A 23932-nucleotide genomic window follows, 5' to 3' on the forward strand; every position below is an offset into this window, starting at 1 on the left:
GCCGTCCACGCGCTCTTCCTCATCCCGATCATGGTGGCCGGTGCCGGATTCGGCATCACGGCATGTCCCTACCGTGGACCGCCCGTCGGTCGGGGCGGGCAGCGTGCTCGCGGGAAGGACTTGAGCGCGCCCACCCGTGCGGCGACGCCAGGAACCGGCTGCGCAGTCAGGACGCGAACCGGGCCCCGGCGGATTCCGCATCCGCCGCGTGGAGGCTCGGCCCCGGGTGGGGACGGCACGTCGGACAGCCGAAAGCCGGTCTACTCCGGCCGGCTCTCGCGGCCCCGCGCGCCCGGGGTCAGCAGGACGGCCGTGTCACCGAGCCGTGGCGGGGGCGTGCCGGCTTCCGTGACCGGTTCGAGGCTGCCGTCCCGGCGCACGACGAACAGCAGATCGCTGCCCGGACGCGGGGCGTCGCCGGCCGGCTGCCCCAGAACCGCTGCCCCGTTCTCGTATCGGCGGGCAAACGCCGGCCAGGTCAGGTCCGGGCCGAACAGAACCTCGCCGCCGATGAACGGCGCCACTACTCCGTGGCTGTCGGCCGGCGCGTTGAGACGGTGGACCGGGCCCTCCACACTGCCGCGCAGAAGCACCGCCGCGAGAGCGTTGAAGTCGTCCTCGGCGGTGAGGAAGTACACCGCGGTGATGCCCTCCAGCCCGGCGGCCCCGCCCGTGGCGGCGCCCAGCAGTTCACCGGGTGCGAGTTCGATCCCGGCCCGCCGGATGCGTTCACGCTGTTCCTCCTCCCCCGCCCACATCACCACCTCCAGCCCGGCCGACTTCAGGGCCGCCCCCAGATCGACGACCCAGGGGTCGCCGCCGACCAGCAGCGGCCGTGAGCGGGACAGACGCACGACGCCCAGACGCCGGGCTACGGGGGCGGCGGTCAGACCGTAGAGCGTCACGGTCGCGACGATGACCACGAACGTGGCCGGGAGGATCTTCGACGCGCCGCCGATCCCGTCGGCCACCAGGCCGGCCGAGAACGTCGAGGCGGTGGCGGCCGCGACGATGCCGCGCGGCGCCATCCAGCCGATGAAGCCCCGCTCAGCGCCGGTCAGGTCGGTGCCGAGGGTGGACACGACCGCGACCAGCGGCCGGACGACTAGCACCAGAAAGGCGGCAAGTCCGAGCGCGGGCAGCCACACATGGCGAAGCGAGTGCGGGGTGACGGTGGCGGAGATCGAGATGAACAGCAGGCCGAGGATGAGGCTGACCAGGGTCTCGAAGAAGGGCCGGCGCGCGGGAACGTCCATCGAGGGAAGGTTGGCGACGGCCAGGCCCATCACCACGGCGGCGATGAGCCCGGTGTCGTCGCGCAGGACATCGCAGAACGCCGCCACCCCGATCACCGCGGCGAGCTGCGCCGTGGTGCCGAGGACCTCGCCGAGCCGCAGCACCCGGAACAGCACCCACAGCAGGGCGGTCCCGGTCGCTCCGCCGGCCACGCCGACGCCCACGCTTCCCAGGAAGTGTTCCATCCCGCTTCCGAGGTGGTGGTGCGAGCTCGCCACGACCGCGTGGAACACCAGTGCGCCCAGGACACCACCGACCGGGTCGATGAGGGAGCCCTCCCAGATCAGGACGCGCTGGAGGCGGTCCTTGGGGCGCACGAAGCTGAGCAGCGGTCCGACGACCGTCGGCCCCGAGACCACGAGGATCGTGCCGGTCATGACGGCCGCCCGTGAGGACATCCCCAGCAGTGGCGCGGCCAGGAGCGCGGCGAGCACCCCGGTGATCAGGACACCGATCCAGATCAGCCGGACGACGACGCGGCGGGTGTGGCCCTTCAGCCTCGCCATGTCCAGCCCGAGCCCGGCGTCGTAGAGGATGACGGCGACGGCCAGTGACACCAGCGGTGAGAACGCGGCGCCCAACAGTTGCTCGGGGTCGACGTCGTCGATCAGCGCGCCCGCGGCGAAGCCGACCGGCAACAGAACGATGAGGGCGGGGATGTGCAGGCGGCCGGCCAGGATCTGCGATCCGACGGCCAGGACCAGGATCAAGCCCACGCCGATGAGCACCTGGTCCGTCGTCACCTACGGCCCTGCCGTCCTGTGCGGCTTTCCTGCACGCGTGGCCTCCTCGGTCCGTCCTGCCGGAGGCCGGGACGCCGACGTGGTGGTGGCCCGGGATGCCGGCCCTTCCCGGAGCGTGCGGCCCCTCGTCAACCAGGTCAAGCGTGACACGTTGGCGTCGGCCCGATCGCCGGCCAGGTTCGCTCACTGAGGCCAGAGCAGCCGGCCGCACTCGCAGCGGGAACGCCGGCGCTGCTTCCCTCTGGGGCCGGAGGCGTCACGGCAGCCTGGTGCCGCGCCCCGGCTGTCCGCGCGGAGTACCGGCGGTGGACGCGGACACCGCTCCCACGGTCCGCAGGTGGGCGACAAGGGCGGGGTCGAGAGCGACATCGGCCGCTTCCGCCGCAACCACTTCGTCCCGTCCCGGAGTCGGCTCGCTGGCCGAGCTCAACACGCCGTCTGGCGGTGGAGCCGGCCGGGCCGGCACCAGTCGCGGTCGCCTCGTCACCCCACCGCTCGCACCCGGGCTGTTGGATCCAGGGCCGGCCTTCGGGGGCGGGTCGTGGTCTCGGACGTAGACGGTGACTCGCGCCCCGTTGACGTGGGTTGTTCCGTGCTCGTGGAAGTGGCGCCGCAGGGTGCTTGTTTTCGCTTCCTCCTGCGGGTCGGTCGGCGAGTGCGCACCCGCTGCGCGGACCACGACGATCCGGTCGAATTCCAGCATGCGTGCGGCTATTTCCTGGGCGGGAAGCTCGACACCTGCAAGTGTGTTCGAGGAAACGGGGTCCTGTGCCAGGGCGAGATCTGTCAGGAAACGGGTGTCCTCGGGGTTGGCCGCAGTCAAGATCCGGTGCTGGCCGGAGAGATACAGCAGCCCGTCGCCGGGACGGCCTTCCCTGCGTACGGTGGCGCCGATGGCGGTGACGTCGTTGCTCCGGCTCTGGGGCGTCCTCAGCGAAAGGCTCGGCTGGACGAGCGCGGCCAGTACGGCGACCGCCGCGATCCACGCGTTGCGGGAAGACCGCTGCCGCCGGTGGAAGTAATCCATGCAGGCGCCCAGCAGCAAGGCGATTCCGATATTGCTGTAGAGCACATACCGGTCGACGAAAAGGGGCTTGACCAGTGAGGCGATCAGCAGCAGAAGGCCCGGAAGCACGAGAATCGGCACAGCCAGCACGGAAAGCCGCACGGGCCCCCTCACCCCCAGGGGCGCTCGGGCACACGCCACGCCCACGACCGCCACAACCAGGAGATAACGAAGCCGCACCGGTCCGCCGATCCAGGACACCTGTCCCGACTGCCCCGCACTGCGGATCGCCAGCGGCAACAGCCCGGCCATGACGCACGCGGCAGCCACACTCCACGCCCTCAGCACCGGTCGTGGAACTCGGGAGACGACCAGTGTGACGCCGTGTGCGACCAGGGCGAGGACCGCGAACTCATGGAGCAGACAGGCCAGCAGCATGGTGGAGCCATAGACCGCCCACCGCCACCGGGCGCGATGCGGGACGCTGACCACGAGCGCATAGGTGGCCCAGGTGACCAGGGCACAGACCATGGCATACGAGCGGCCTTCCTGCGCGTACTTCTGCACCTGGGGAAGGAGCGGGAACACCAGCCCGGCCAGCAGCCCCGCACGGGGTCCCGCGAGGCGTAGCCCCAGAAGCCCGACTCCGCTCGCCGCGACGGACATTGCCAGCACAGAGGGCAGCCGCAACGTCAGCAGCCCTCCGCCGAAGAGACCGAAGATCTCATGCATCACGGCGTAGTAGAGGGCATGGACCAGATCAACATGCTGGGCGGTGAGCCATATCTGCGAAAGATCGCGGTGCGCGAGCTGGCAGGTGACGGACTCGTCCCCCCACATGGTGTTCTTCCTGCGGATACCCCAGAGCCCCAGAGCGATGGTCAGCGACGAGGGCGCGATGACGACCACGGCTCTGGCCGGGCTCGGTGTTTGTCGACGGGCGGGTACGGGAGGGGAAACCGTCCTGGCCACGGCGGGGGCACGTTCATCAACGGACATCGGCGACAGGGCCTTTCAGCAGTGGCGAAGACACTCCGCCAGCGTGCCCGGACCTCGTTGACCGGTTGCTGACCCAACCTGACCGGCCGATCAGGAAGCCGGGCCGGCGCTGTGCGAGGCTGCACCACATGCGCATCCTGGTGGTCGAAGACGAGGTGGACCTTGCCCACACCCTGCACACCGGTCTGACCGCCGAGGGCTACAGCGTCGACCTCGCCCATGACGGCCGACACGGACTGTGGATGGCCCGGACCGGCGAATACGCCCTTGTCGTACTGGACTTGATGCTGCCCGGACTCAACGGCTACAAGGTCTGCGCCCAGCTGCGCCGGGAGGGCAACGCGACCCCCATCCTGGTGCTCACCGCCAAGGACGGGGACTGGGACCAGGCAGAGGCCCTGGACACGGGGGCCGATGACTACCTGGCCAAACCCTTCTCCTACATGGTGCTCGTCGCACGGCTGCGGGCCCTGGTCAGACGAGCCGCCACGGTCGCCCCGCCCGTCCTTGCCGTGGGCGACCTCTCGTTGGATGTCGCCGGCCGGGTCTGCCGCCGGGCCGGGGCCCGGGTGGACCTCACACCCCGGGAGTTCGCCGTGCTGGAGCTGCTGGCCCGCCGGGCGGGCCAGGCGGTCTCCAAAACGGATCTGCTCTATCACGCGTGGCCCGACGAGGCCCAGGATCCCAACCTGGTGGAGGCGCGCGTCAGCGCCCTCCGCAAGAAGGTGGACGCCGCGTTCCACCGGCAGTCCCTGCAGACCGTACGGGGTACCGGCTACCGGCTGGTGGACGACCGTGAACGCGACTGAGCCGCGACGCCGCTGGTGGCCGCGTTCGGTACGAGCCCGCACAGCCCTGGCCGCCGCCTCGACCGCCGCCGTCATCCTGGTCGGCATCGGCTGGTGGGTACACCGCGACGTCTACCGCCAGAGCACGCAGATCGCCGAAGAACAAGCCCTGGTACAGCTCTGGGCTCTGGTCGATCAGCTGAACGAGGGTGTGGTTCCCGTTCGTAGAAGCGCCGTGCCGTACGAGGTCGTCGCGACCGGCCGACGCACCGCTGTCGCCTACGGCGGAGGCATGGTCGACTTCGGTCCCGGCACCCGCCATGTGCTGCCCGCCCCGACCGGGCAGGGGTCGCCCAACTTCGTCCGCCTGCCTGTGAACCGCGACTACAACCCCGGGATCAGAGACGACATGGCCGGCGGAACCTATCGGGTCATGTCCGCCGATATCAGTGCCGGTGAACTGAGCAGCGACAAGGTCGCCGCTCTGGGTGTCGCCGGCGACGCCAAGCTGCGGGTCTATGTGGTGGTGCTCCCGCAGACAGCCGAGTCGATCAGCGACACCACCGACCGCCTGCTGCTGCGGGCCGGGCTCGTCAGCCTCGTACTGATCGCCGCCGCCGCCTACTTCGCCGTCCGAATCGCGCTGCGGCCGGTCGAAGCCATCCGCGTCCTCACCGCCTCGGTCACCGCGAGCGACCCCCGCGAACGCGTCACCGTCCCCGCCACGGGACACGAGATCACCGCCCTGGCCACCACCATCAACACCACCCTCCAACGCCTCGACGACGCCGCCGCCCAGCAACGCCGCTTCGTCGCGGACGCCGCCCACGAACTACGCAGCCCCCTCACCACACTGCTGGCCAGCCTGGAAGTCGCGCTCGCCTACCCGGAACGCACCGACTGGCCCGCCGCGGCCACCACCGCCGCACGACAGACCCGCCGCCTCCACGCCCTCGCCGAAGACCTGCTGCTCCTCGCCCGCCTCGACACCCGCACCCCCGCAGCCGGCCGCGAAACAGTCGACCTGACAGCCCTCGCCTCGCGGCTGACCGAGCAATACCCCCTCACCGAACGACCGTTGAGCCTCACCTGCGACAGCCCCGCCCCCGCACACGCACACGGAAACCCAGACGAATACGAACGGCTGCTGCGCAACCTCATCGACAACGCCGCCCGCCACGCCGCACACCGCATCCAGATCACCATCCGACACCAGGACGCCTGGGTCGTCCTCACGGTGCACGACGACGGACCGGGCGTGCCCACCAAGGACGCCGAGCGCATCTTCGAACGCTTCGTCCGGCTCGACGACGCCCGCTCCCGCGACCACGGCGGCACCGGCCTGGGCCTCGCCATCGCCCGCGACCTGGCCCACCGTCACCGAGGCACCCTCGCCCTCACCCCCCGGTCCCTCGGAGCATGCTTCCAGCTACGCCTTCCCCGAGCCCCCGCCCCGGCCGAGGAATGACGCGCTTCACCGCGGCCGCCCTTCGGAACCGGAAGACCACCAGATGACCAGCGGGCGGCAGTCGCCCGCTCACGGGTGCCGGTGCCCACGCGTGATCAGACGAACAGCTCCTACTTGAGCTCGGCGTCCGTGTAGAAGCCGCCGGCGACCAGGATGTCCTCGTAGTTGCTCTTGTCGACGCTCGTCGGCTGCAGCAGATAGGCGGGCACGACCTTTGCTCCGTTGTTGTAGGTCGTGGTGTTGTTGACCGTGGGTCGCCTGCCGTTGAGCAGGTCGTCGACCAGTTGGGAGGTGACCTGGGCGAGCTCGCGGAGGTCCTTGTAGATGGTCTGCGTCTGCTGGCCGGCGATGATCGACTTCACCGAGGCCAGCTCGGCGTCCTGACCGGTGACCACGGGCAGCTCCTTGCCGCCCGGCCCGTAGCCGTGTGCCTTCAGTGCGGCCAGGATGCCGATGGACATGCCGTCGTACGGCGACAGCACCGCGTCGACCTTCCCGTTCGCGTAGGACCGGGTGAGGATCGCGTCCATGCGCTTGCGTGCGGTGGCACCGTCCCAGCGCCGGGTGGTGACCTGACCGAGCTTGGTCTGGCCCGACCGAACGATCAGCTTCCCGCTGTCCAGGTAGGGCTGGAGCAGCTTCATCGCGCCGTCGAAGAAGTACCGGGTGTTGTTGTCGTCGGCGGAGCCGGCGAACAACTCGACGGTGAAGGGGCCCTCGCCGTCGTCCATGCCGAGCTTGTCGATGATGTAGCGGGCCTGGAGGCGGCCGACCTGCTCGTTGTCGAAGGACGCGTAGTAGTCGACGTTCTTCGTGCCGAGGATGAGCCTGTCGTAGGAGATCACCGGGATCTTGGCCGCGGCGGCCTGCTGGAGCACGCCCTTCAGGGCCTGGTTGTCGATGGCGGCGATGACCAGTGCGTCGACGTTCTCCTTGATCAGCTTCTCGATCTGCGCGACCTGACGGTCCGGGTCGTCGTCGCCGTAGACCAGCCTGGTCTTGTACCGCATGCCCTTCAGGTCCTCGACGACGTTCTTCCCGTCGGAGATCCAGCGCTCTGACGCGCGGGTCGGCATGGCGATGCCCACGGTGCCGCCCTTGACGAGCCCGTCGGAGCCGGCGTCGCTCTTCTCGCCACAGGCGGACAGGGTCAGGACGAAGGAGACGGAGACAGCGCCGGCGACGGCGGTTCTTCGGTTGAGCATGGTGTTCGTTCCTTGCTCTTCTCGTCGTTGAGAAGGGGGTGACGGCGTAGCGGGTCTCTGCGGGAGTGGCCGGCGGGCCGGGCGGTGGGGCATCAGGCCGGAGTGTGTTGTCCCCGCCCCGAACCCTCGGCTCCCGACGCCGGATGCGGCGCGTGTGGAGCCCCCTTGGGCGGAGCTGGACCTGAGTGGGCCGAGCCCTTGACGGAAGGCGCGCCGCAGCGGATCGGTGGGGGAACCCGGTGGACGTCTCACGGCTGCCGAGGTCGTCGGCATGTCCGTGGGCGTCTCCAGGAAGGTGGGCCGGAACTGCGTGAACTGCCGTCGGGAAGGGGCGGGGTGACCGAAGGCCGAGGGCGGGGATCACGAGAGAGGCCGGGTATCGGCGCTCAGGGGCCTCGGTGCCTCGCGGAGCAGCGGTCGCTTCCTCCGGGCGGCCCGGCACCCGGGTTCCTCCGGCCGCCACGAGCCCCGTGCCGGCGTACGACCGGACGTGGGTCCGGTCGCGGCATGGCGTTCCGGGCCACATGCGTGGTGATTCCGTTGGTGGGCAGAGCGGTTGCCTCTCAGCTGTTCGAGATCTCGTACTGTGTCCGGAACGATGGCGAGACAGTAAGCAGCGCATCGCAGAGTGTCAACGGGGTGGACGGATAACGTTTCCGTTGCCGTCACTCAGCCCGGTCCGTCTCGGGTGTCGGCCGTCAAGTACACGTGGCCGAGCGCTTGTTGGGCACCAGTGCTGCTGAAGCCCGGTCGGTATGCGTCTGTGACGCACCGCAAGACGACTGCTTTCGAACCGACTCGACTTCCCACTCGCCCGGGGGCGGGCCGGGCCGGTGCTCCCTCCTGCGCGCGGCGCCGCCATCGACGGCACGAACCAGCGGCGGGGCGCTGCGAGGGCGGTTCCCCGCACCGCGCAGCAACCGCCGGAGTCTGCTTCCGCGGGCTTCCGCCTCAGGTCTCCCGGACCGGCTCCCACACGTCGGGGTGGATGCCGAACGTCCAGGCGACGACCGCCTTCACGGTCCGGGTCGAGGGGGCACCCTCAGCCAGTACGTTCGCCGGGTCCCGTCCCGTTCCGGGTGAATGGCGTGCAGGAGACGTGGCGGAGTCCGGCGGCGATGCCGCAGTTGCCGTCGTTCGCCGGGCGGATCGCCAGGTTGCGCAGCGCGACAGTGTTCCCTGGTCCGCATCCGGCGGCTGACCTGGGAGGCGTCCCCGCGGTAGGCGGTGTCACGGCTGCCGCAGCCGCCCGATCGCGGTGCCGAGGTCGGTCTCGATGCCGCCGGGCTGCTGCAGGCCGTTCTCCAGCAGGCGTTGGACGAACGGCCGGTGTTCCGGGCGGCCGGCGGTGGAGAAGTACGCCTGGAGGCCTGGCGTGAATTCGCTGTCCTCGGGCAGGGTGGCTACGTCGACCAGTTCCTTGATTCCGGTGATGGCCACTTTGTCGAAGGCTGCGATGCGGCGCGCGAACGCGTCAGTGGAGTCTTCGATCTCGGCATCCGGAACGAGGCGGTTGACGTAGCCGTACTGGGCGGCCAGGTCGGCGGGAATGTCGTCGCCGCCGAGCAGGATCTCCAGGGCGCGGCCCCGACCGACCAGCCGTCCGAGTCGTGCCATGGGTCCGCCACCGGGAACGGTACCGACACCGACCTCGAACTGGCCGAGGACCGCCCTTTCGGACGCGAAGCGGATGTCGGTGGCGAGCACGAACTCGCTGCCCGCGCCGCGGGTACGGCCGCGGATCTCCGAGATCGTCGCCACTGGAAGCTTGCGGAGCCGCACCAGGTTGTCCAGATACGGGTGCAGGCCGGTCGGTCCGGGACGCATCCCCGCCACTCGGGCGTTGTCAGCCTTGAAGTCCCAGTGGGCCATGAAGTAGCCGGGGGTGTCGCTCCGGAACACGACCACCGTGAGGTGCGGGTCGGTCCTGATGCCCTCGACGAGCGCGCCGAGCTGGTCAAGCGTGTCCGGGTCCAGCAGGTTGACCGGGCCGTTGTCGAACGTCACGCGCCAATAGGAGGGGGAGACTTCGACGACGTGAAACTGCTCCTCGGTCATGTCGACTCCGTTGCTCTTGGCGTGTTCGTCATGAGACGAACTGCTGCCCGCCGTCGATGTCGTATGTCGCGCCGGTCAACGCCGTATTGACCATGAGGTGGACGGCCAACGCCGCAACGTCCGCGGGTCCGACGACGCGGCCGATCGGCAGCGTCGCACGCAACTCGGCGCGGCGTTCCTCGATCCGGTCGCCCAGCAGCGAGGCCGAGAGCGGAGTGTCGACGAAGCCGGCCGCTATGAGATTGACGCGTACCGGCGCAAGTTCGAGTGCGAGGGCTGCGGTGAACGGAGGCAGCGCGTTGGTGGCGGCGGAGGCAGCCCCGAGACCTCGGCCGACGCGCCGTGCTCCGGTGCCGCCCATGAACACCAGGCTGCCTCCGGGCCTCACCCGGCCGACGGCGTTGCGCGCGACCTCGAGCTCCAGCACTGCGTGTTCACTGAGCGCGTCCCGTAGTTCCGCGGCACTCATGTCGAGCAGCGGCCGGTAGCTCGGGCCGCCGGCCGTCACCATGACGTGGTCAACCGGGACCGGCAGGTTCTGGAAGAACGTCGCCAAGGCCGCGGGATCGGTCGCGTCGAATGCCCCGGTGCGCTGCGTGCCGAGCTCTTTGGCCGCGCGCTCCAGCCGGCCGGGATCGCGGCCGAGAAGAACGAGCTCGGCGCCCTCGGTCCGGGCACGCCTGGCCGTCTCCAGCCCGATGCCGGCGCTACCGCCGATGACAACGACGGTCTGGCCCAGCAGTTCGGGCTTGCGCGCTGGGATTGTCACCGCCGACTCCTCCGCTACATCGCGCCGTGGGGTGGCCGCTCGTGTCGGCAGCCTTTTCGGCCTCTCCCGCACCACGCGGAGATTGCGCCACGCAGGCCATCCCGGGACCTGCACTGTGCGTTGGTCATGTTGCCCTGGGCTTCAGCCACCCGGCGCAGGGCCGACACGAGATCGTCCACGCGGTCGTATGTCGTGGGCATCGGCCTGTCCCTGTCAGCGGCCGGCCGGGCGGGTCTTGATCTCCTGGAGCAACCAGCCGTCGCCGTCCGGGGCACTGAACGGCACGAAGGAACCGTGGTCCGCGTGCTCGGGAGCCGCTCCGTCCGTGCGTGCCCGGGTCCCGGCGTGGTGGAAGACGTCCGTGAGGTCGTGGAACACCTCACCCACGTCCACTCCGCGTTCGGCGAGATCCGCCCGGGTCTCGCCGATGTCGTACACGGAGAGCGGCCGGCCCTGTGCGGAGCCGGACGGGGCCGAGGTCACGCCCTTGCCGAAGATGATCGAGCACAGGGAACCCGGCGGGAGGACTGCCCACCCGATGGCCCTCTTCGACGGCCAGGTCGGCGTCCCGTCGTCAGCCGGGCGATTGGTGAAACCATAAGGCCCGGTCAACGTCGGAGACCGGCAACATCACCACTTCGAGTCGCGTTTCACCGGCTTCCACCAGCGGCGTTCCGGGGCTCCCGGCGGGTCTCGCTTCCACGCTGCCCATCTCCGCCTCCAGCGATCGGTGGCATGGCTGATGGTCCAGAACTCACGCCTCCCGGGTTCTTGAGGAGGCGCTTCGCAGTCGCCGACACGGCTTCCTGACTGAGAACGCGCCCTACACCATGACACCCGCCCCCATCGACGCCCGCAAGCCGTGGCCTGACCCAGGTGACACCGGAAGCCCGCGTTCGGGACCGCGTTCAGCTCCGCCCGGGTGGTACTGCCCTGCTCGCGCAACCGACGGTCACGGGTGCGTTCCGCCACGGACGGGACGGGGCTCGGCGTCTGCTCGGTCCGGCGCACAGCTGGTCGCCAAGTGACTCACCAGTGACGCATACAGTCGCGCGACGCGGCCCGGGAGGAGAGCATGTGGACGCTGCCGAAGCCGATGCCGACGCGCCCCCGCGCCCGCTCGGCTCTGCCCGACGCCGAGGTGGGCCGGCGAGTCCGATGGGGACGTCTTCCGGTCCCGCCCTTCGGCCACTCCACTTACGCCGCCAGTGCCGACGGCTCCCACCCCGGTCGCCGTACCGTCACTGGTCCCGGCCGGACCACGACCGGGTGCGACAGTTGGTCCGGCGGCACTGAAAGGGCTCTGGCCTCACAGCCTCACCCGGAGCCGACAACCACTGGCCGCACGGCCCGAAGGTCGGGATCGCGCCGCTGCGAGAGCTGTAGGCGGCACACTGACGCGGCTCGTCAGTCCGGCGCACCCGGCGGCGACTCGGCGCAGAGATACGGGCGCGCGAGGAGCAGTCCCGTGCTGGTCATGGCCATGCCGAGATAGACCGGCGCGAGGTGGAAGAAGTCCGTGTAGTGGATCACGCCGTGCACCGCGACCGCCGGCAGGAATCCGGCGGTCGCCGCCGCGGTCAGGGTCCAGAACACCCACGCCTCGCCCCGCCGCCATCCCCACGCGCTGAGCAGGGTGATCGCCACCGCGGCGGACATCAGGGCGCCACCGAACCCGGCGCGGTCATGGGCGACAAACGGCACGAGCCGGGGATTCACGGTCTCCAGTGTCTGCGCGCTGGTGCCCAGGAAGGCCAGGTCGCTCGGTACGAAGACGCCGGTCAGGCCCACCACCGAAATCACCGCTCCCCCGACGAACATCCCCGCTCCCGTGATGATCAGCAGGAGTTGGCCGGTCAGCGCCCGGCGGCGCTCCTGCTCCGGTCCCTCGGGCACCAGACGCCACCGCGGTGTGGGCGGGGTCCGTAGGACCGCGGCCACGAACATCGGGAACAGCACCAGGACGGTGACTGTGTGCAGCGGCTCCACGAAACCGGTGGCCAGGAAGTAGAACACGGTCGGAAAACCGATCGCCCCCGAGAGCAGATACACCGTGCGGGCCCAGGGCCACCCGCGTCTGATCCCGCCCAGCGCGAGGCCGGTGTAGAGGGCGCCGATCGCCACCATCGTCCCGGCCATGGTGATCCGGTCGTGCTGGAGGAAATGCACGAGATGGTGGTTGGCGGCATGCAGGTCGGGCAGCGTCATGCCGAGATAGTCCCGGTCGTACCAGAGCAGTACCGGCCCGAGCGTGATCGCCGCGGCGCCGAGTCCGGCGCCCGTCATGCCCAGCCCGACGAGCAGCGCCCACAACCAGGCGGGCCAGCGGCGGGGGTCGCGGCCGGCGTCGTGCAGCCCCGGGGCGGGAGCGGTGGGCGTGGCCGTCTCGATGACCCGCGCGAACCAACCGGGCCCGGCCTCGACGAGCAGCGCGGGACGGGCGAGCACGACGGCGCCGGGTTCCTCGAGCGCGGCGGCCGCAGCGGTGACCGACGGGTCGGACACACGGCTCAGGTGCGGGTCGTCGTCGCTGGTGAACCCGTCGACATAGGGCTTGAGGGCGGCCTCGACCTCCGGGTCGCAGGCGTGGACGACCAGCGGGACGGAGCGGTCGGCAGCGGCCTCGCGGACCGTCTGCGTGTCGGCCGCCGAGACGGGCGCCACCTCGACGAAGCCGGCCCCGAGCGGTGGCAGAGCCTGTACCGCTTCGCGGGCCAGCGAGGGCGGGACGGACATGCCGAGACGGACGGCCACGGGCACGCCGGCGATCTCACCGGCGAGTTGCTCGGGTGGATGACGGTGTCCGAACGCCCGGGAGATCAGCCGTGCGCCAGCGGGCCGGGAGCCGATCGAGGCAAGCAACCGCAGTGCGGTGCGCTGCGACCGGCGGCGGCCGAGGACGGCGGCAGCAGGGCCGCGCAGAGGGTGATACGTCCAGTCCGGCATCAAGGACTCCCCGTCGGTCGCGCGGTCGCCCGATCGCCGGGCGGCGTCCAGCCGAGCACTGGCGTCATGGAACGCAGCGTCGCCCGCGTCGGCGTCAGCCGGGCGGCCACGTCGCGAAGCAACACCGCGGGCGGCCATGACAGCTGGCCGACGGCGCCGAGCCGGGCGGAGCGGCGTGTGACGGCCTGAGTCCTCGGGCGGCGCAGCAGGTCGTACGAGTGGAGCGCCCCGGCCACGTCCGGGGTGCCGTCGAGGCAGTGGGCGAGGGTGACCGCGTCCTCCAGCGCCTGGCACGCGCCCTGACCCAGATTGGGGGTCATGGCATGGGCCGCGTCGCCCAGCAGCGCGAGCCGTCCGCGGACGAAGGAGGGCAGCGGCGGTAGGTCGTACAGGTCGTGTCGGAGCACGGCGTCCTGGGGGACGGCGGCCAGCAGAGCGGGGACGGGATGCGGCCAGGACCCGAAGCGGCGCACCAGTTCGCCGTACTCGGACGAGCCGGCAACCGTTCCCTCCGGCAGCGACGCGGTCGCGAAGCAGTACATCCGCCCGCCCGGCAGCGCCGTGTAGCCGAACCTCGCGCCGCGGCCCCAGGTCGCCGCGCCCTCGGAGGGCGGCTCGGCGAGAGGCTCGGTGACCATGCGCCATGCGGTGTAACCGGCGTACCGGGGCTCGGCCGCATCGGGCCACAGGGTGCGGCGGACCACACTGTGCAGCCCGTCGGCGCCGACCACGAGGTCAGGCCGGGACTCGCCCCCGGGGTGATGGAGGACCGGGCCGTTGCCGTCATCACGGACGGCGGACACCTCGCTGCCCGACCGGAGGCTGTCGGCAGGCAGCACCTCGATGAGCGCCCGCAGCAGGTCCGCGCGGTGCAGGACCACCAGGGGATGGCCGAAGCGACGCGTCAGCTCCGCGTTGTCCGTCCGGGACAGCCAGCGGCCCCGGCGGTCGCGTACGCCGCCCGCGGTCTCCACGGCGCCGAGAGCCCCGACGGTGTCGGCCAGACCGAGCGCGTCGAGCGCGCGCAGCGCGTTCGGCCACAGGGAGATGCCGGCGCCGACCTCGGTGAACTCGGAGGCGCGTTCCAGCACTTCGACGCGCCAGCCCCGGCGGTGCAGGGCGACGGCGGCCGCGAGGCCGCCGATCCCGCCGCCGACGATGGTCGCGGCGCGCTGCGGCATGGGTCCTCGCTCCTGGTTCGGGGGCCCGGCCCCCGGTCAACTGGCCGTCGTCAGATGCCCGAGCGGCATGCGACGGGGCACAGGTCCGGCTGAGCAGCGCCTCATAGCAACATGTCGACAGGCACCTGTCAACGCGCCGCGAGTGAGACGGTCTCCCCGACGCTGTGCGGCCACGGCGTACCGCGGGGATCCGGCAAGGTCAGCCCCGACAACTTGCTCGTCCTGGACACCCTGGCGATGGCTCTGTGGCAGCGCGACCGGGACGGATTCCCGCACACAGCAGGCGAGTTGCCACATCACTCGGGCGCCGGGGCGCGATATACGCGTTTCCGGCCTGCCGAGCATCCGGATGCCGTGGGCATCGCGGCTTCGATCGGCTCGGTGGGTGACGCCCACGACAACACCCTCATGGTGGCGGCGACCGGCCTGTTCACCACTGAGCCGGACGAACCGGGCCGACCCTGGAACCGAACCTGCAACCCGTCTACGGCGGCGTCGAGATGCGTACGCCGTTTGAGGAACCCAGCACCAGGAGAAGCCCGCGGGGACTGTCCGGCGCCCCGCCTTCCTTCCCGCGCCACCGGCCTTGGAGCAGGTCCGGGACCGGGGCCGGGCAGGGGGACCTGCGTGGCACGGGTGTGCCGCCCCGGTGGGATGCGGGCTACGGAGGGGCCGCATACTCGGTGATCGCTGCGGTCACATGAACGCGGTGACCGGTGCACGGCGCCTGCAGAAGGGTTGTTGGGGAAGATGAAGGACGCGAACGCACTGACCGTTCCGGAAGTGGTGGACAGTCCCGCTGTTCGGTCGCATCCGAGCGGCAGCCTGGCGCGGTGGTTGCTACGCCACCGGGTGCAGCCGGTCGGACCGGCCGCAGGCGAGGGCCATACCGAGCCGCAGGCCTGGTGGAAGGTGATGTGCCTGACGGGAGTGGACTACTTCTCCAGCCTGGCGTACGTGCCGGCCATCGCGGCGCTGGCGGCCGGGGCGGTGTCGCCGCTGGCGACCTTGTTGATCGTGGCATTGACGCTGGTGGGGATGCTGCCGATGTATCGGCGGGTGGCCCGGGAGAGCCCGCACGGAGCCGGGTCGGTGGCGATGCTGGAGGACCTCCTGCCCTTCTGGTGGGGCAAGCTGTTCGTCCTCGTCCTGCTCGGTTTCGTGGCCACCTCGTGGATCATCACGATCACACTGTCCGCGGCGGACGCCTCCGTCCACATGATGGAGAACCCCTATCTGCCACACGCCCTGCACGGTCACGAAGTCGCCATCACGGTGGGCTTGTTGCTGGTGCTCGGAGGGGTGTTCCTGCTCGGGTTCAGCGAAGCGGTGAGCGTGGCCATCCCGCTGGTCGCGGTCTTCCTGCTCCTCAACGCCGTGGTGATCGGCGTCGGACTGGTGCAGGTGTTCACCACGCCGGGAGCGTGGTCGGCGTGGACACACGCGCTCGGCAAGGGCGGCGGCGGATTCGGTGATCTGGCAGGTCCGGCACTGACGGCGTTTCCGCTGCTGGTGCTGGGCCTCTCCGGTTTCGAGACCGGGGTGAGCATGATGCCGTTGGTGGCCGCCGACGGCGCGGACGCCGACCAGCGGCTGCGCTCACGGATCCGCAACACCCGCAGGCTGCTGACGACTGCCGCGCTCATCATGAGCGTCTATCTGCTGTCCGCGAGTTTCGCGACCACTGTCCTCATTCCCCACAAGGAGTTCGAGCCCGGCGGCGGAGCCAACGGCCGGGCCCTGGCCTGGCTGGCCCACGAACACGTCGGGGAGGCGTTCGGAACCGCCTACGACGTCAGCACCATCTTGATCCTGTGGTTCGCGGGCGCGTCCGCCATGGCGGGCCTGGTCAACATCGTCCCCCGATACCTGCCCGACTACGGCATGGCCCCCGAGTGGGGACGCGCGGTACGCCCGGTCGTGCTCGTGTACACCGCCCTGTGCGTGCTGATCACCATCGCGTTCGACGCCGACGTCGACGCCCAGGCCGGCGCCTACGCCACCGGCATTCTGGCCATGATGGTCTCCGGCGCCTTCGCCGTCACCGTATCGGTCGTTCGGCGTCGTCGGCGCGCGCCCGCCACAGGTTTCGCCCTGCTCACCGCGGTGCTCTTCTACGCCCTGGTGGCCAACATCGTCGACAAGCCCAACGGCATCGCCATCTCCGGAATGTTCATCGCCGGCATCATCACCGTGTCGTTGATCTCCCGGGTCTCGCGCACCACCGAACTGCGCGCCGACCGCATCGTCCTCGACCCGGTCGCCCGCCAGTTCATCGCCGACACCCTCGCCCACGACAACGCCATCAACATCATCGCCAACCGCCGTCAGGCCGGCGACAGTGCGGAGTACGCCGCCAAGGAACGCGAGCAGCGCGGCAGCAACCCGGTGCCCGGCCCGGCCGACGTGCTGTTCCTGGAAATAGACGTGGTCGACCCGTCCGACTTCAGTGAAACCCTCACCGTGTGCGGCGTGGAAGTCGACGGATACCGGATTCTGCGCGCCGAGGCCCCGGCCGCCCCGAACGCCATCGCCGCGATCCTGCTCGCCCTGCGCAACGCCACCGGCGTGCAGCCGCACTGCTACTTCGCCTGGGCCGAAGGCAGCCCCCTGAAGCACATGTTCCGTTACTTCCTGCTCGGCCGCGGCGACACCGCTCCGGTCACCCGCGAAATCATCCGCAGCAACGAACCCGACCCGGACCGCCGCCCCGGCATCCACGTCGGTGGCTGACCCCGCACGCCACCTCCCGGGCAGGCCCGCGGGATCCGTCGCAGGAACGGCTCCGACCTGCAATCGGCGGTGACGAGCCCGACCGGGGCGCCGACACGGCGGGCGAGACGTCAACTCCCGCCTTGCAGGGCGTACTTTCGAGAATGCCGGCACCGGGAGTCGAGGATGTGGCGGGCTGGGGTGCGGTGATCCGCGTGTCAGCTGGAGGGCGCGGATCAGGAACCCGCGCCCTCCAGCCGAGCCACTCCCCGAAACCGCGACGCACGCGGCGTCGTACCCGGCATCGGACACCGTCAGGATCTCGCCCACGGCCCGCAACACCTCGTGCGACCGCCGCCGGACACCGGCATCGTCCTGGTCGCCGCCGCGTCCGCCCGGTCGCCCCGTCCGCCCGCACCCCCGGCCTTGCCTGGGGTGCGGGCCGTCCTCGTCTCCCCTCGGGCGGCGACTCCCGCTCCTCGTGAAGAAGCCCGGTCACGCCCGCTGTCCGTGCCTTATCAACAACGTTGATAAGGGTATCGAATTCGTTTCGCAGTGGATCGTGGACTGATCGTCGCCGGAAGTCGTACTTTCAACGTGTCAGCTTCGTCGACCTGCGGATGGGAGCAATGCACCAGATATACCCGGCACCCTCCAGGCGTTTCATCGTCACGAGCGTGTCATCAGACGCCCACATGTGGAACCTCGTCTTCCTTCAGTTGCTGCTCGAGGAGCGAGGTGGGGAGGTGATCAACCTCGGAGCCTGCGTTCCGGACGATGTGATCATCGACGAGTGCCGCAGAAACCGTCCCGATGCCCTGGTGGTGAGCACGGTCAACGGTCACGGGCACCTGGACGGGCTCCGCCTCATCAGGCAGATCCGGTCCGACCCCGAACTGGCCGACCTGCGCGTCGTCATCGGCGGAAAGCTCGGTATCCGGGGATCCGGAAACGCCCGGTACGGCGCCGAACTCGTGGCAGCGGGCTTCGACGCCGTATTCGAGGCGGACGCCGGGCTCGCCGAATTCGACTCCTTTCTCGGCTCCTTGCAAGAGACGTCCAGCCGTGAACTCGCGATGACGGGAAGGGGGGCGTGAGATGAACAACGCTGTCGCTGAGGGCGCCGCCACGCGGCCCGTTCCCGCGGCGCACTCTCCGGTCGTCCCGGCACACGGCCGGTTCTCCCGCTTCATCCGGCACCACCACGAGCAGGGACGCCTGGTGGTGCAGCCGCGGATGGGGTTCGCCGGCACAACGGCCATGCGGCGCGGGCTGGAAGCGGTACGAGCGGTGCGGGGAGCGTCTGTCGGCACGGTCACCGTCGACAGCTATACCCGCGTCAACGATCACGACTCCGCCCGGCGTGCTCTCGAGCGGGGTGACGACCTCAACGGGTACCCGGTGGTGGCCCACGGCGTGCAGGAGACGCGTCGCCTGCTGCGGGGCGTGGCAGGTGAGGACTTCCCCGTCCAGTTCCGCCATGGCTCCGCTCTCCCCCGGGAGTTGTTCACCGCGCTGGCCGCCTGCGGCGCGGACGCCACCGAGGGCGGTCCCGTGTCGTACTGCCTGCCCTACAGCCGCGTACCGCTGCCGGAGGCGACCGCGGCCTGGGCCGAGTGCTGCCGCATCCTGGCGGACCAGCCGCAGCCGGTGCACCTGGAGAGCTTCGGCGGCTGCATGCTGGGCCAGTTGTGCCCGCCGAGCCTGCTGATCGCCCTGAGCATCCTGGAGGGCATGTTCTTCCGCGAGCACGGCCTGCGCAGCATCTCCGTCAGCTATGCGCAGCAGACCAGCCCGGAGCAGGACCTCGAAGCACTCGCCGCGTTGCGCCGCCTGGCCGCGCAGTGGCTGGGGGACGTCGACTGGCACGTGGTGCTGTACACGTACATGGGCGTGTACCCCAGGACCCGGGTGGGCGCCTATCGGATGCTGGAGGACAGTGTCCGCCTGGCGGTCCGCAGCGGGACCGAGCGGCTCATCGTGAAGACCGCCGTGGAGTCGCACCGGATTCCGACCATCGAGGAGAACGTCGACGCTCTGGAGTTCGCCGCCGCCGTGTCGGAGGACGAACGACGCGCCGGCCAGGGTGTGGACGCCGGAGCGCGGACCGGTGTCTACGAGGAGGCGCTGGAGCTGATCACGTCGACGCTGCGCTTTGGCAACGATGTCGGGTCCGCCCTGGTGGACGCCTTCGCCCGCGGTCGCCTGGACGTGCCGTACTGCCTGCACCAGGACAACGCCAACCGCTCGCGCGCGGCCATCGACCCCTCGGGCACCCTGCGCTGGTCGGAGCCGGGCGCGATGCCCGTGGCGGCTTCGAGAGGACACGGCCGCACTCCGGTGACCGCGCGTTCTCTCATCGACATGCTGAGCTACAACGAGCGCCGGTTCGACCGCGAGGAGCTGGTCGGCGCGGCGGTGAGGGGGATGCTGTGACGATCATGACGAGTCGGGCCACCGCGACACTGGACGCGGTGCGTGCGCACGGCCGCGTGCGGGCGGCGGTCAGTCAGGGAATACGCGGCTTGTCCCTGCCGGACGAGCACGGCTCGTGGAGCGGGCTCGACGTCGATGTCGCCCGCGCGGTGGCCGCCGCGGTGCTCGGCGACGCGGGCGCGGTGCAATGGATGCCGACGGACCCTGCCGAACGGTTGGCACGGCTCGCCACGGGCACGGCCGACGTGGTCACCTGCAACCTGTCCTGGACCCTGGGCCGCGAAGCCTCCCACCGCGTCCTGTTCGCCGGTGTCACCTGCTACGACGGGGAAGGCTTCCTGGTCCGGGCGGCGGACGGGGTGTCGCGTCCGGAGCAGCTGGCCGGACGGCGCCTGGCCATCCAGGAGGGAACGACCAGCGCGGACAACCTGGCGACGTGGTTCGGCGCGCGCGGGCTTCGGGTGGAGCCGGTCGCCCATGCCACCCCCGCCGAGGCTCTGGCCGCCTACGCGGACGGCAGATGTGCGGCCTATGTCCTGGACCGTATAGCGCTGGCCGGCGCCCGGGCCGGTCTGCCGCGCCCGGCGGACCACGTGGTGCTGGAGGCGGCCATCTCCCGGGAGCCGATGGCCCTTGCGGTCCGGGACGACGACCCGGCCTGGTTCCGGGTGTGCCGGTGGGTGCTGCAGTTCCTCATCGGGGCGGAACACTCCGTCAGAGAGAGCGGTTCACGGCAGGCGGCCCTGGACGCCGCCGTCCTGGCCGGCGAGCACGGGCCCGCGCTCGGCCTGGACCGGAACTGGGCCCGCCGGGTCCTGGACGCCGTCGGCACCTACGGCGACGTCTACGACCGCAACCTGGGCCCGGCCTCCGGCCTGGACGTGAGCCGCGGCCTCAACGCCCTGTGGACCGACGGGGGCCTGCACTACCCACTGCCCCTGCACTGACCTTCCGCCGGCCCGTGTGATCCATCGACAGCCTTGATGGGGGCATCGATTTCGTTCCCCGGCGGACCGTGGACCGGAACTCACCGGGAGTCGTAGCTTTTTCAGCGCGTCAGGTTGCCCCGGCGAGGGATGCGGACCGTCACCCGCACAGCCGGCCGGAACCACGCGCCGCCCGCAGCGAACCTTCCGCCCCCGTACGAGGGGGAGACGGAACTCCCCCCGGAATCAGGAGTATGACATGAGCACATCAGTCACGTCGCGTGACGCGTCGCGCCAGGAGACGCGCGGCGCCATCGAGTTGACGGCGGCCATGCTGCTGTCCGGCACCATCGGCGTGTTCGTCGTCGAGTCCGGCGCCTCACCGTTCAACGTGGTCTTCTACCGGTGTGTGTTCGGCAGCGCCTTCCTCGGCCTGTACTGCCTGCTCCGCGGCTTCTTCAAGAACCACGGATTCACCCCCAGGAAGCTCGGCCTGGCCGCCCTCGGTGGCGTGTTCATCGTGTTCAACTGGGCTTTCCTCTTCGAGTCCTACGACAAGACGTCCATCTCCGTGGCGACCGTCGTCTACCACACACAGCCGTTCTTCGTGGTCCTGCTCGGGGCCGTCCTGTTCAAGGACCGCATCACGGCGCACAAAGCCGGCTGGCTGCTCGTCGCCTTCCTCGGCCTCATCCTCGTCGCCGGCATCTCCTCCTCCGACCTCTCCGGCGACACCGCCTACCTGACCGGTCTCGGGTACGCCCTGCTGGCCGCCCTCTTCTACGGGCTGTCGACGATCATCACCAAGCGGGTGACCGGCGTGAAGCCCCACCTGGTCGCACTGGTCCAGGTGCTGCTGGGCATCCCCCTGCTGCTGCCCTTCACCCAGCTCGGCCAGAGCACGCACCTCGGTTCCGGCTGGGCCTGGCTCGTCGGCCTCGGGTTCATCCACACGGGCGTCATGTACGTCCTGATGTACTCCTCGTACCAGAAGCTGCCGACCTCGAAGATCGCCGTCCTGGCCTTCGTGTACCCGGCCGCCGCCATGGTCTGCGACTGGGCCGTCTACGGACACCACGTCACCTGGCTGCAGGCCCTGGGCATCCCCCTCATCGTCGCGGCCTCCCTCGGGATCAACCTCGGCTGGCGCCCCCGCCTGCGCCGCGCCCCGGAAACCGCTCCCGCCGCCCAGTCCCAGCCGATCTCCGCGCCCCGCAGGCGCACCACCGTCTGAAAGGAAACCCCGGCATGCCCCGCGTCACCGACCCGACCGCACCGCGCATCGCCCTGGTGGGCGCGACCGGAGTGGTCGGCACCACCCTCCTGCAGCTCGTCGAGGAGCGCGGCTTCCGCTACCGCGACCTGCACCTGGTCGCCTCCGCCCGCTCGGCCGGGCGGGAGCTGACCGTCGAAGGCCACACCTACCGGGTGCACGATCTGGACGGCTTCGACTTCTCCGGCGTCGACGTCGCCTTCTTCTCGGCCGGCGCCCGCGTGAGCACCACCTTCGTGCCCAAGGCCGTCGAGCAGGGTGCCCTGGTCATCGACAACACCAGCGCCTACCGGATGGACCCCGACACTCCGCTCGTCGTCCCTCAGGTCAACGCCCACGAACTCGCCGCACGCCCGGCGAGCGGGATCGTCGCCAACCCGAACTGCTCCACCATCCCGCTGGTCCGGCTGCTCAAGCCCGTGCAGGAGCGCTGGGGCATACGCCAGGCCGTGGTCAGCACCTACCAGGCGGCGTCCGGCGCGGGGTACTCCGGCATCGAGGAACTGCACGCCGGCGCCCGCACCGTCCTCGACGACCCCGACAGCGCGGGGGTGACCGGGACGTTCACCCCGTCCCTCGCCTTCGACGTCATCCCCAGCATCGACCGGCTCCTGGAGGACGGCTTCACCTTCGAGGAGCAGAAGATGCTCCAGGAGTCCCGCAAGATCCTTCACCTTCCGCACCTCGACGTCACCACCACCTGTGTCCGGGTCCCCGTGGTCAACAGCCACTCCGAGGCCGCCTGGATCGAATGCCACAACCCGGTGGACCGTGCCGAGCTGGTTCATCTGCTCGCCCAGCAGGACGAGGTCACCGTCCACGACCTGCCGGCTCCGGGGGCGTTCCCCACCCCGCGTACGGCGGGCGACCCCAACCGGGTTCACGTCGGCCGCGTCCGTGTCTCCCCGCACAACCCCCGCGGTTTCTGGCTGTGGATCGTCGCCGACAACGTGCGTATCGGTGCCGCTCTCAACGCGCTGCAGATCGCCGAAGCACTCCAGCGGCGAGGTGTCCTGTGACCGCGCCGGTTGTTCTGAAGTTCGGCGGCTCCACCTTCCCCGGCGTGGAGGCCTATGCCGAACTCGCCGCGGCCCTGGGCCGACGGGCGGCGCAGGACCAGCGGCCGATGGCCGTCGTGGTCAGCGCGATGCCCGGCGAGACCGAGAAGCTGCGGGCTCGGCTGCACGAGTCCAACCCCCAGCCGGAGGAGGCCAGCGTCGCCGGACTCCTCACCCTCGCCGACACGGTCAGCGCCCACCTCCTGGCCTCCGCGCTCCACCGCATCGGGGTCACCGCCACGGTGCTGGCCGGCCATCAGCAGGGTCTGGTCACCGACAGCACGTTCATGTGGGCCAAGGTGGAGAGCCTGGACGCCACCCCGCTCAGGCAGGCCCTGGACGACTACCAGGTCGTCATCGTGCCCGGAGGGCAGGCGGCCGACCGGTACGGCAGGCCCACCTGGCTGGGCAAGAACAGCTCGGACCTCTCGGCCGTCCTGGTCGCCGCCGCCGTCGGCGCGCACCAGTGCGAGGTCCACTCGGACGTCGACGGCATCTACAGTGCGGACCCCCATGCGGTCAGCGGCGCCCGCCTCCTGCGCGAGGTGACCTACGACACCGCCGCCCTGATGTCGCTGTACGGAGCGAAGGTCCTCCACCGCCGATCGGTGCGCACCGCCAGGCAACACGGCATCACGCTGGTGTGCCGCCACAACCGGGCCCCCTTCACCGCCGGCACGGTCATCAGCGCCGACGGCGCCCCGGCCAGCGGCATCGTGCTCAACACGAGGTCCCAGGTCCTCGGTTACGACACCGAGGACCAGGCCGACCGGGCGCACAGCGTCTTCCACGGCGAGGGAATCGACACCGTCCGGCTGGAGGACGGACCGCACCTCATGGTCGTCGGCGGCTACCTGGACATCGACCGCTTCCAGCGCCTGCACGACCTGCCCGAGGCCCGCGTCCTGGGCATCCCCGTCACAGAGATCACCGGCACCCGGGCCACCACCCACATCGCCGCCGACGCCGAACACGCCCGGCAGCTCGCGCAGAAACTCCACGACGCACTGCCCACCCCCACCTCCGAGACCCGATCCCGGTAAACCCCTGTAGGAAGGAGCAGCCACC

16 protein-coding genes and 1 pseudogene are annotated in these 23932 nt (G+C 70.5%); 9 read left to right on the plus strand and 8 right to left on the minus strand.

Annotated features, from left to right (window positions below):
* Window positions 1-260 precede the first annotated feature (260 nt).
* Together AC07AZ_RS27815 and AC07AZ_RS27820 are read right to left on the minus strand one after the other, a co-directional pair.
* A complete protein-coding gene (locus tag AC07AZ_RS27815) occupies window positions 261-2039 on the minus strand; it encodes a cation:proton antiporter (RefSeq protein ID WP_478852387.1) in 1779 nt (592 codons plus the stop codon).
* 478 nt (window positions 2040-2517) lie between these two features.
* A pseudogene (locus tag AC07AZ_RS27820) lies at window positions 2518-4044 on the minus strand (glycosyltransferase family 39 protein); the annotation flags it as partial.
* Window positions 4045-4172: 128 nt separating this feature from the next.
* On the opposite strand from AC07AZ_RS27820, the gene AC07AZ_RS27825 reads away from it, so the two are divergent.
* Window positions 4173-4853, plus strand: a complete 681-nt coding sequence (locus AC07AZ_RS27825) for a response regulator transcription factor (RefSeq protein WP_478852389.1) — start codon at window positions 4173-4175, stop codon at window positions 4851-4853.
* A complete protein-coding gene (locus AC07AZ_RS27830; protein ID WP_478852391.1) occupies window positions 4840-6300 on the plus strand; it encodes a sensor histidine kinase in 1461 nt (486 codons plus the stop codon). Before AC07AZ_RS27825 ends, AC07AZ_RS27830 begins: the two co-directional genes overlap by 14 nt.
* A gap of 110 nt (window positions 6301-6410) precedes the next feature.
* On the opposite strand, the gene chvE is transcribed toward AC07AZ_RS27830, so the two are convergent.
* From chvE to AC07AZ_RS27860, 6 genes are all read right to left on the minus strand, one after another.
* The gene (chvE, locus tag AC07AZ_RS27835; RefSeq protein ID WP_478852393.1) at window positions 6411-7505 is read right to left on the minus strand and encodes a multiple monosaccharide ABC transporter substrate-binding protein; all 1095 of its coding nucleotides are present in this window, start codon (window positions 7503-7505) and stop codon (window positions 6411-6413) included.
* A 1230-nt stretch (window positions 7506-8735) separates the two neighbouring features.
* Complete coding sequence (locus tag AC07AZ_RS27840; protein ID WP_478852395.1) at window positions 8736-9563, minus strand: enoyl-CoA hydratase/isomerase family protein; 828 nt, start codon at window positions 9561-9563, stop codon at window positions 8736-8738.
* A gap of 28 nt (window positions 9564-9591) precedes the next feature.
* Entirely contained in the window at window positions 9592-10332 is a 741-nt protein-coding gene (locus tag AC07AZ_RS27845) for an SDR family oxidoreductase (RefSeq protein ID WP_478852397.1), read from the minus strand.
* 213 nt (window positions 10333-10545) lie between these two features.
* Complete coding sequence (locus AC07AZ_RS27850) at window positions 10546-10815, minus strand: hypothetical protein (protein ID WP_478852399.1); 270 nt, start codon at window positions 10813-10815, stop codon at window positions 10546-10548.
* 924 nt (window positions 10816-11739) lie between these two features.
* Window positions 11740-13278, minus strand: coding sequence for a hypothetical protein (locus AC07AZ_RS27855; RefSeq protein WP_478852401.1), 1539 nt, complete (start codon window positions 13276-13278; stop codon window positions 11740-11742).
* The gene (locus AC07AZ_RS27860) at window positions 13278-14459 is read right to left on the minus strand and encodes an FAD-dependent monooxygenase (protein WP_478852403.1); all 1182 of its coding nucleotides are present in this window, start codon (window positions 14457-14459) and stop codon (window positions 13278-13280) included. The genes AC07AZ_RS27855 and AC07AZ_RS27860 overlap by 1 nt, the downstream gene beginning before the upstream one ends.
* Before the next feature lie 750 nt (window positions 14460-15209).
* Here AC07AZ_RS27860 and AC07AZ_RS27865 point away from each other — a divergent pair.
* The 7 genes from AC07AZ_RS27865 (at window position 15210) to AC07AZ_RS27895 (ending at window position 23907) form a co-directional block, all read left to right on the plus strand.
* Window positions 15210-17192, plus strand: a complete 1983-nt coding sequence (locus AC07AZ_RS27865) for an APC family permease (RefSeq protein WP_478852405.1) — start codon at window positions 15210-15212, stop codon at window positions 17190-17192.
* A 608-nt stretch (window positions 17193-17800) separates the two neighbouring features.
* A complete protein-coding gene (locus AC07AZ_RS27870; RefSeq protein WP_478852407.1) occupies window positions 17801-18268 on the plus strand; it encodes a cobalamin B12-binding domain-containing protein in 468 nt (155 codons plus the stop codon).
* 1 nt (window position 18269) lies between these two features.
* On the plus strand, window positions 18270-19607 hold the full coding sequence (locus tag AC07AZ_RS27875; protein WP_478852409.1) for a methylaspartate mutase: 1338 nt from the start codon (window positions 18270-18272) through the stop codon (window positions 19605-19607).
* A gap of 5 nt (window positions 19608-19612) precedes the next feature.
* Window positions 19613-20554 carry a transporter substrate-binding domain-containing protein gene (locus AC07AZ_RS27880; protein WP_478852411.1) on the plus strand — a complete coding sequence of 314 codons (942 nt, stop codon included), beginning with the start codon at window positions 19613-19615 and terminating at the stop codon, window positions 20552-20554.
* Window positions 20555-20792: 238 nt separating this feature from the next.
* The gene (locus AC07AZ_RS27885) at window positions 20793-21767 is read left to right on the plus strand and encodes a DMT family transporter (protein WP_478852413.1); all 975 of its coding nucleotides are present in this window, start codon (window positions 20793-20795) and stop codon (window positions 21765-21767) included.
* A gap of 14 nt (window positions 21768-21781) precedes the next feature.
* Window positions 21782-22825 carry an aspartate-semialdehyde dehydrogenase gene (locus AC07AZ_RS27890; RefSeq protein WP_478852415.1) on the plus strand — a complete coding sequence of 348 codons (1044 nt, stop codon included), beginning with the start codon at window positions 21782-21784 and terminating at the stop codon, window positions 22823-22825.
* Window positions 22822-23907, plus strand: coding sequence for an amino acid kinase family protein (locus AC07AZ_RS27895; RefSeq protein ID WP_478852417.1), 1086 nt, complete (start codon window positions 22822-22824; stop codon window positions 23905-23907). The genes AC07AZ_RS27890 and AC07AZ_RS27895 overlap by 4 nt, the downstream gene beginning before the upstream one ends.
* The last annotated feature ends 25 nt before the right edge of the window (window positions 23908-23932 follow it).

The organism is Streptomyces sp. NPDC043878 (genome assembly GCF_056435735.1).

Coding starts and splice junctions, on each gene's coding strand:
- AC07AZ_RS27825 (WP_478852389.1), top strand. CDS start 4,173: ATGCGCATCCTGGTGGTCGAAGACGAGGTGGACCTTGCCCACACCCTG.
- chvE (WP_478852393.1), bottom strand. CDS start 7,505: ATGCTCAACCGAAGAACCGCCGTCGCCGGCGCTGTCTCCGTCTCCTTC.
- AC07AZ_RS27840 (WP_478852395.1), bottom strand. CDS start 9,563: ATGACCGAGGAGCAGTTTCACGTCGTCGAAGTCTCCCCCTCCTATTGG.
- AC07AZ_RS27855 (WP_478852401.1), bottom strand. CDS start 13,278: ATGCCGGACTGGACGTATCACCCTCTGCGCGGCCCTGCTGCCGCCGTC.
- AC07AZ_RS27860 (WP_478852403.1), bottom strand. CDS start 14,459: ATGCCGCAGCGCGCCGCGACCATCGTCGGCGGCGGGATCGGCGGCCTC.
- AC07AZ_RS27865 (WP_478852405.1), top strand. CDS start 15,210: ATGAAGGACGCGAACGCACTGACCGTTCCGGAAGTGGTGGACAGTCCC.
- AC07AZ_RS27870 (WP_478852407.1), top strand. CDS start 17,801: ATGCACCAGATATACCCGGCACCCTCCAGGCGTTTCATCGTCACGAGC.
- AC07AZ_RS27875 (WP_478852409.1), top strand. CDS start 18,270: ATGAACAACGCTGTCGCTGAGGGCGCCGCCACGCGGCCCGTTCCCGCG.
- AC07AZ_RS27880 (WP_478852411.1), top strand. CDS start 19,613: ATGACGAGTCGGGCCACCGCGACACTGGACGCGGTGCGTGCGCACGGC.
- AC07AZ_RS27885 (WP_478852413.1), top strand. CDS start 20,793: ATGAGCACATCAGTCACGTCGCGTGACGCGTCGCGCCAGGAGACGCGC.
- AC07AZ_RS27890 (WP_478852415.1), top strand. CDS start 21,782: ATGCCCCGCGTCACCGACCCGACCGCACCGCGCATCGCCCTGGTGGGC.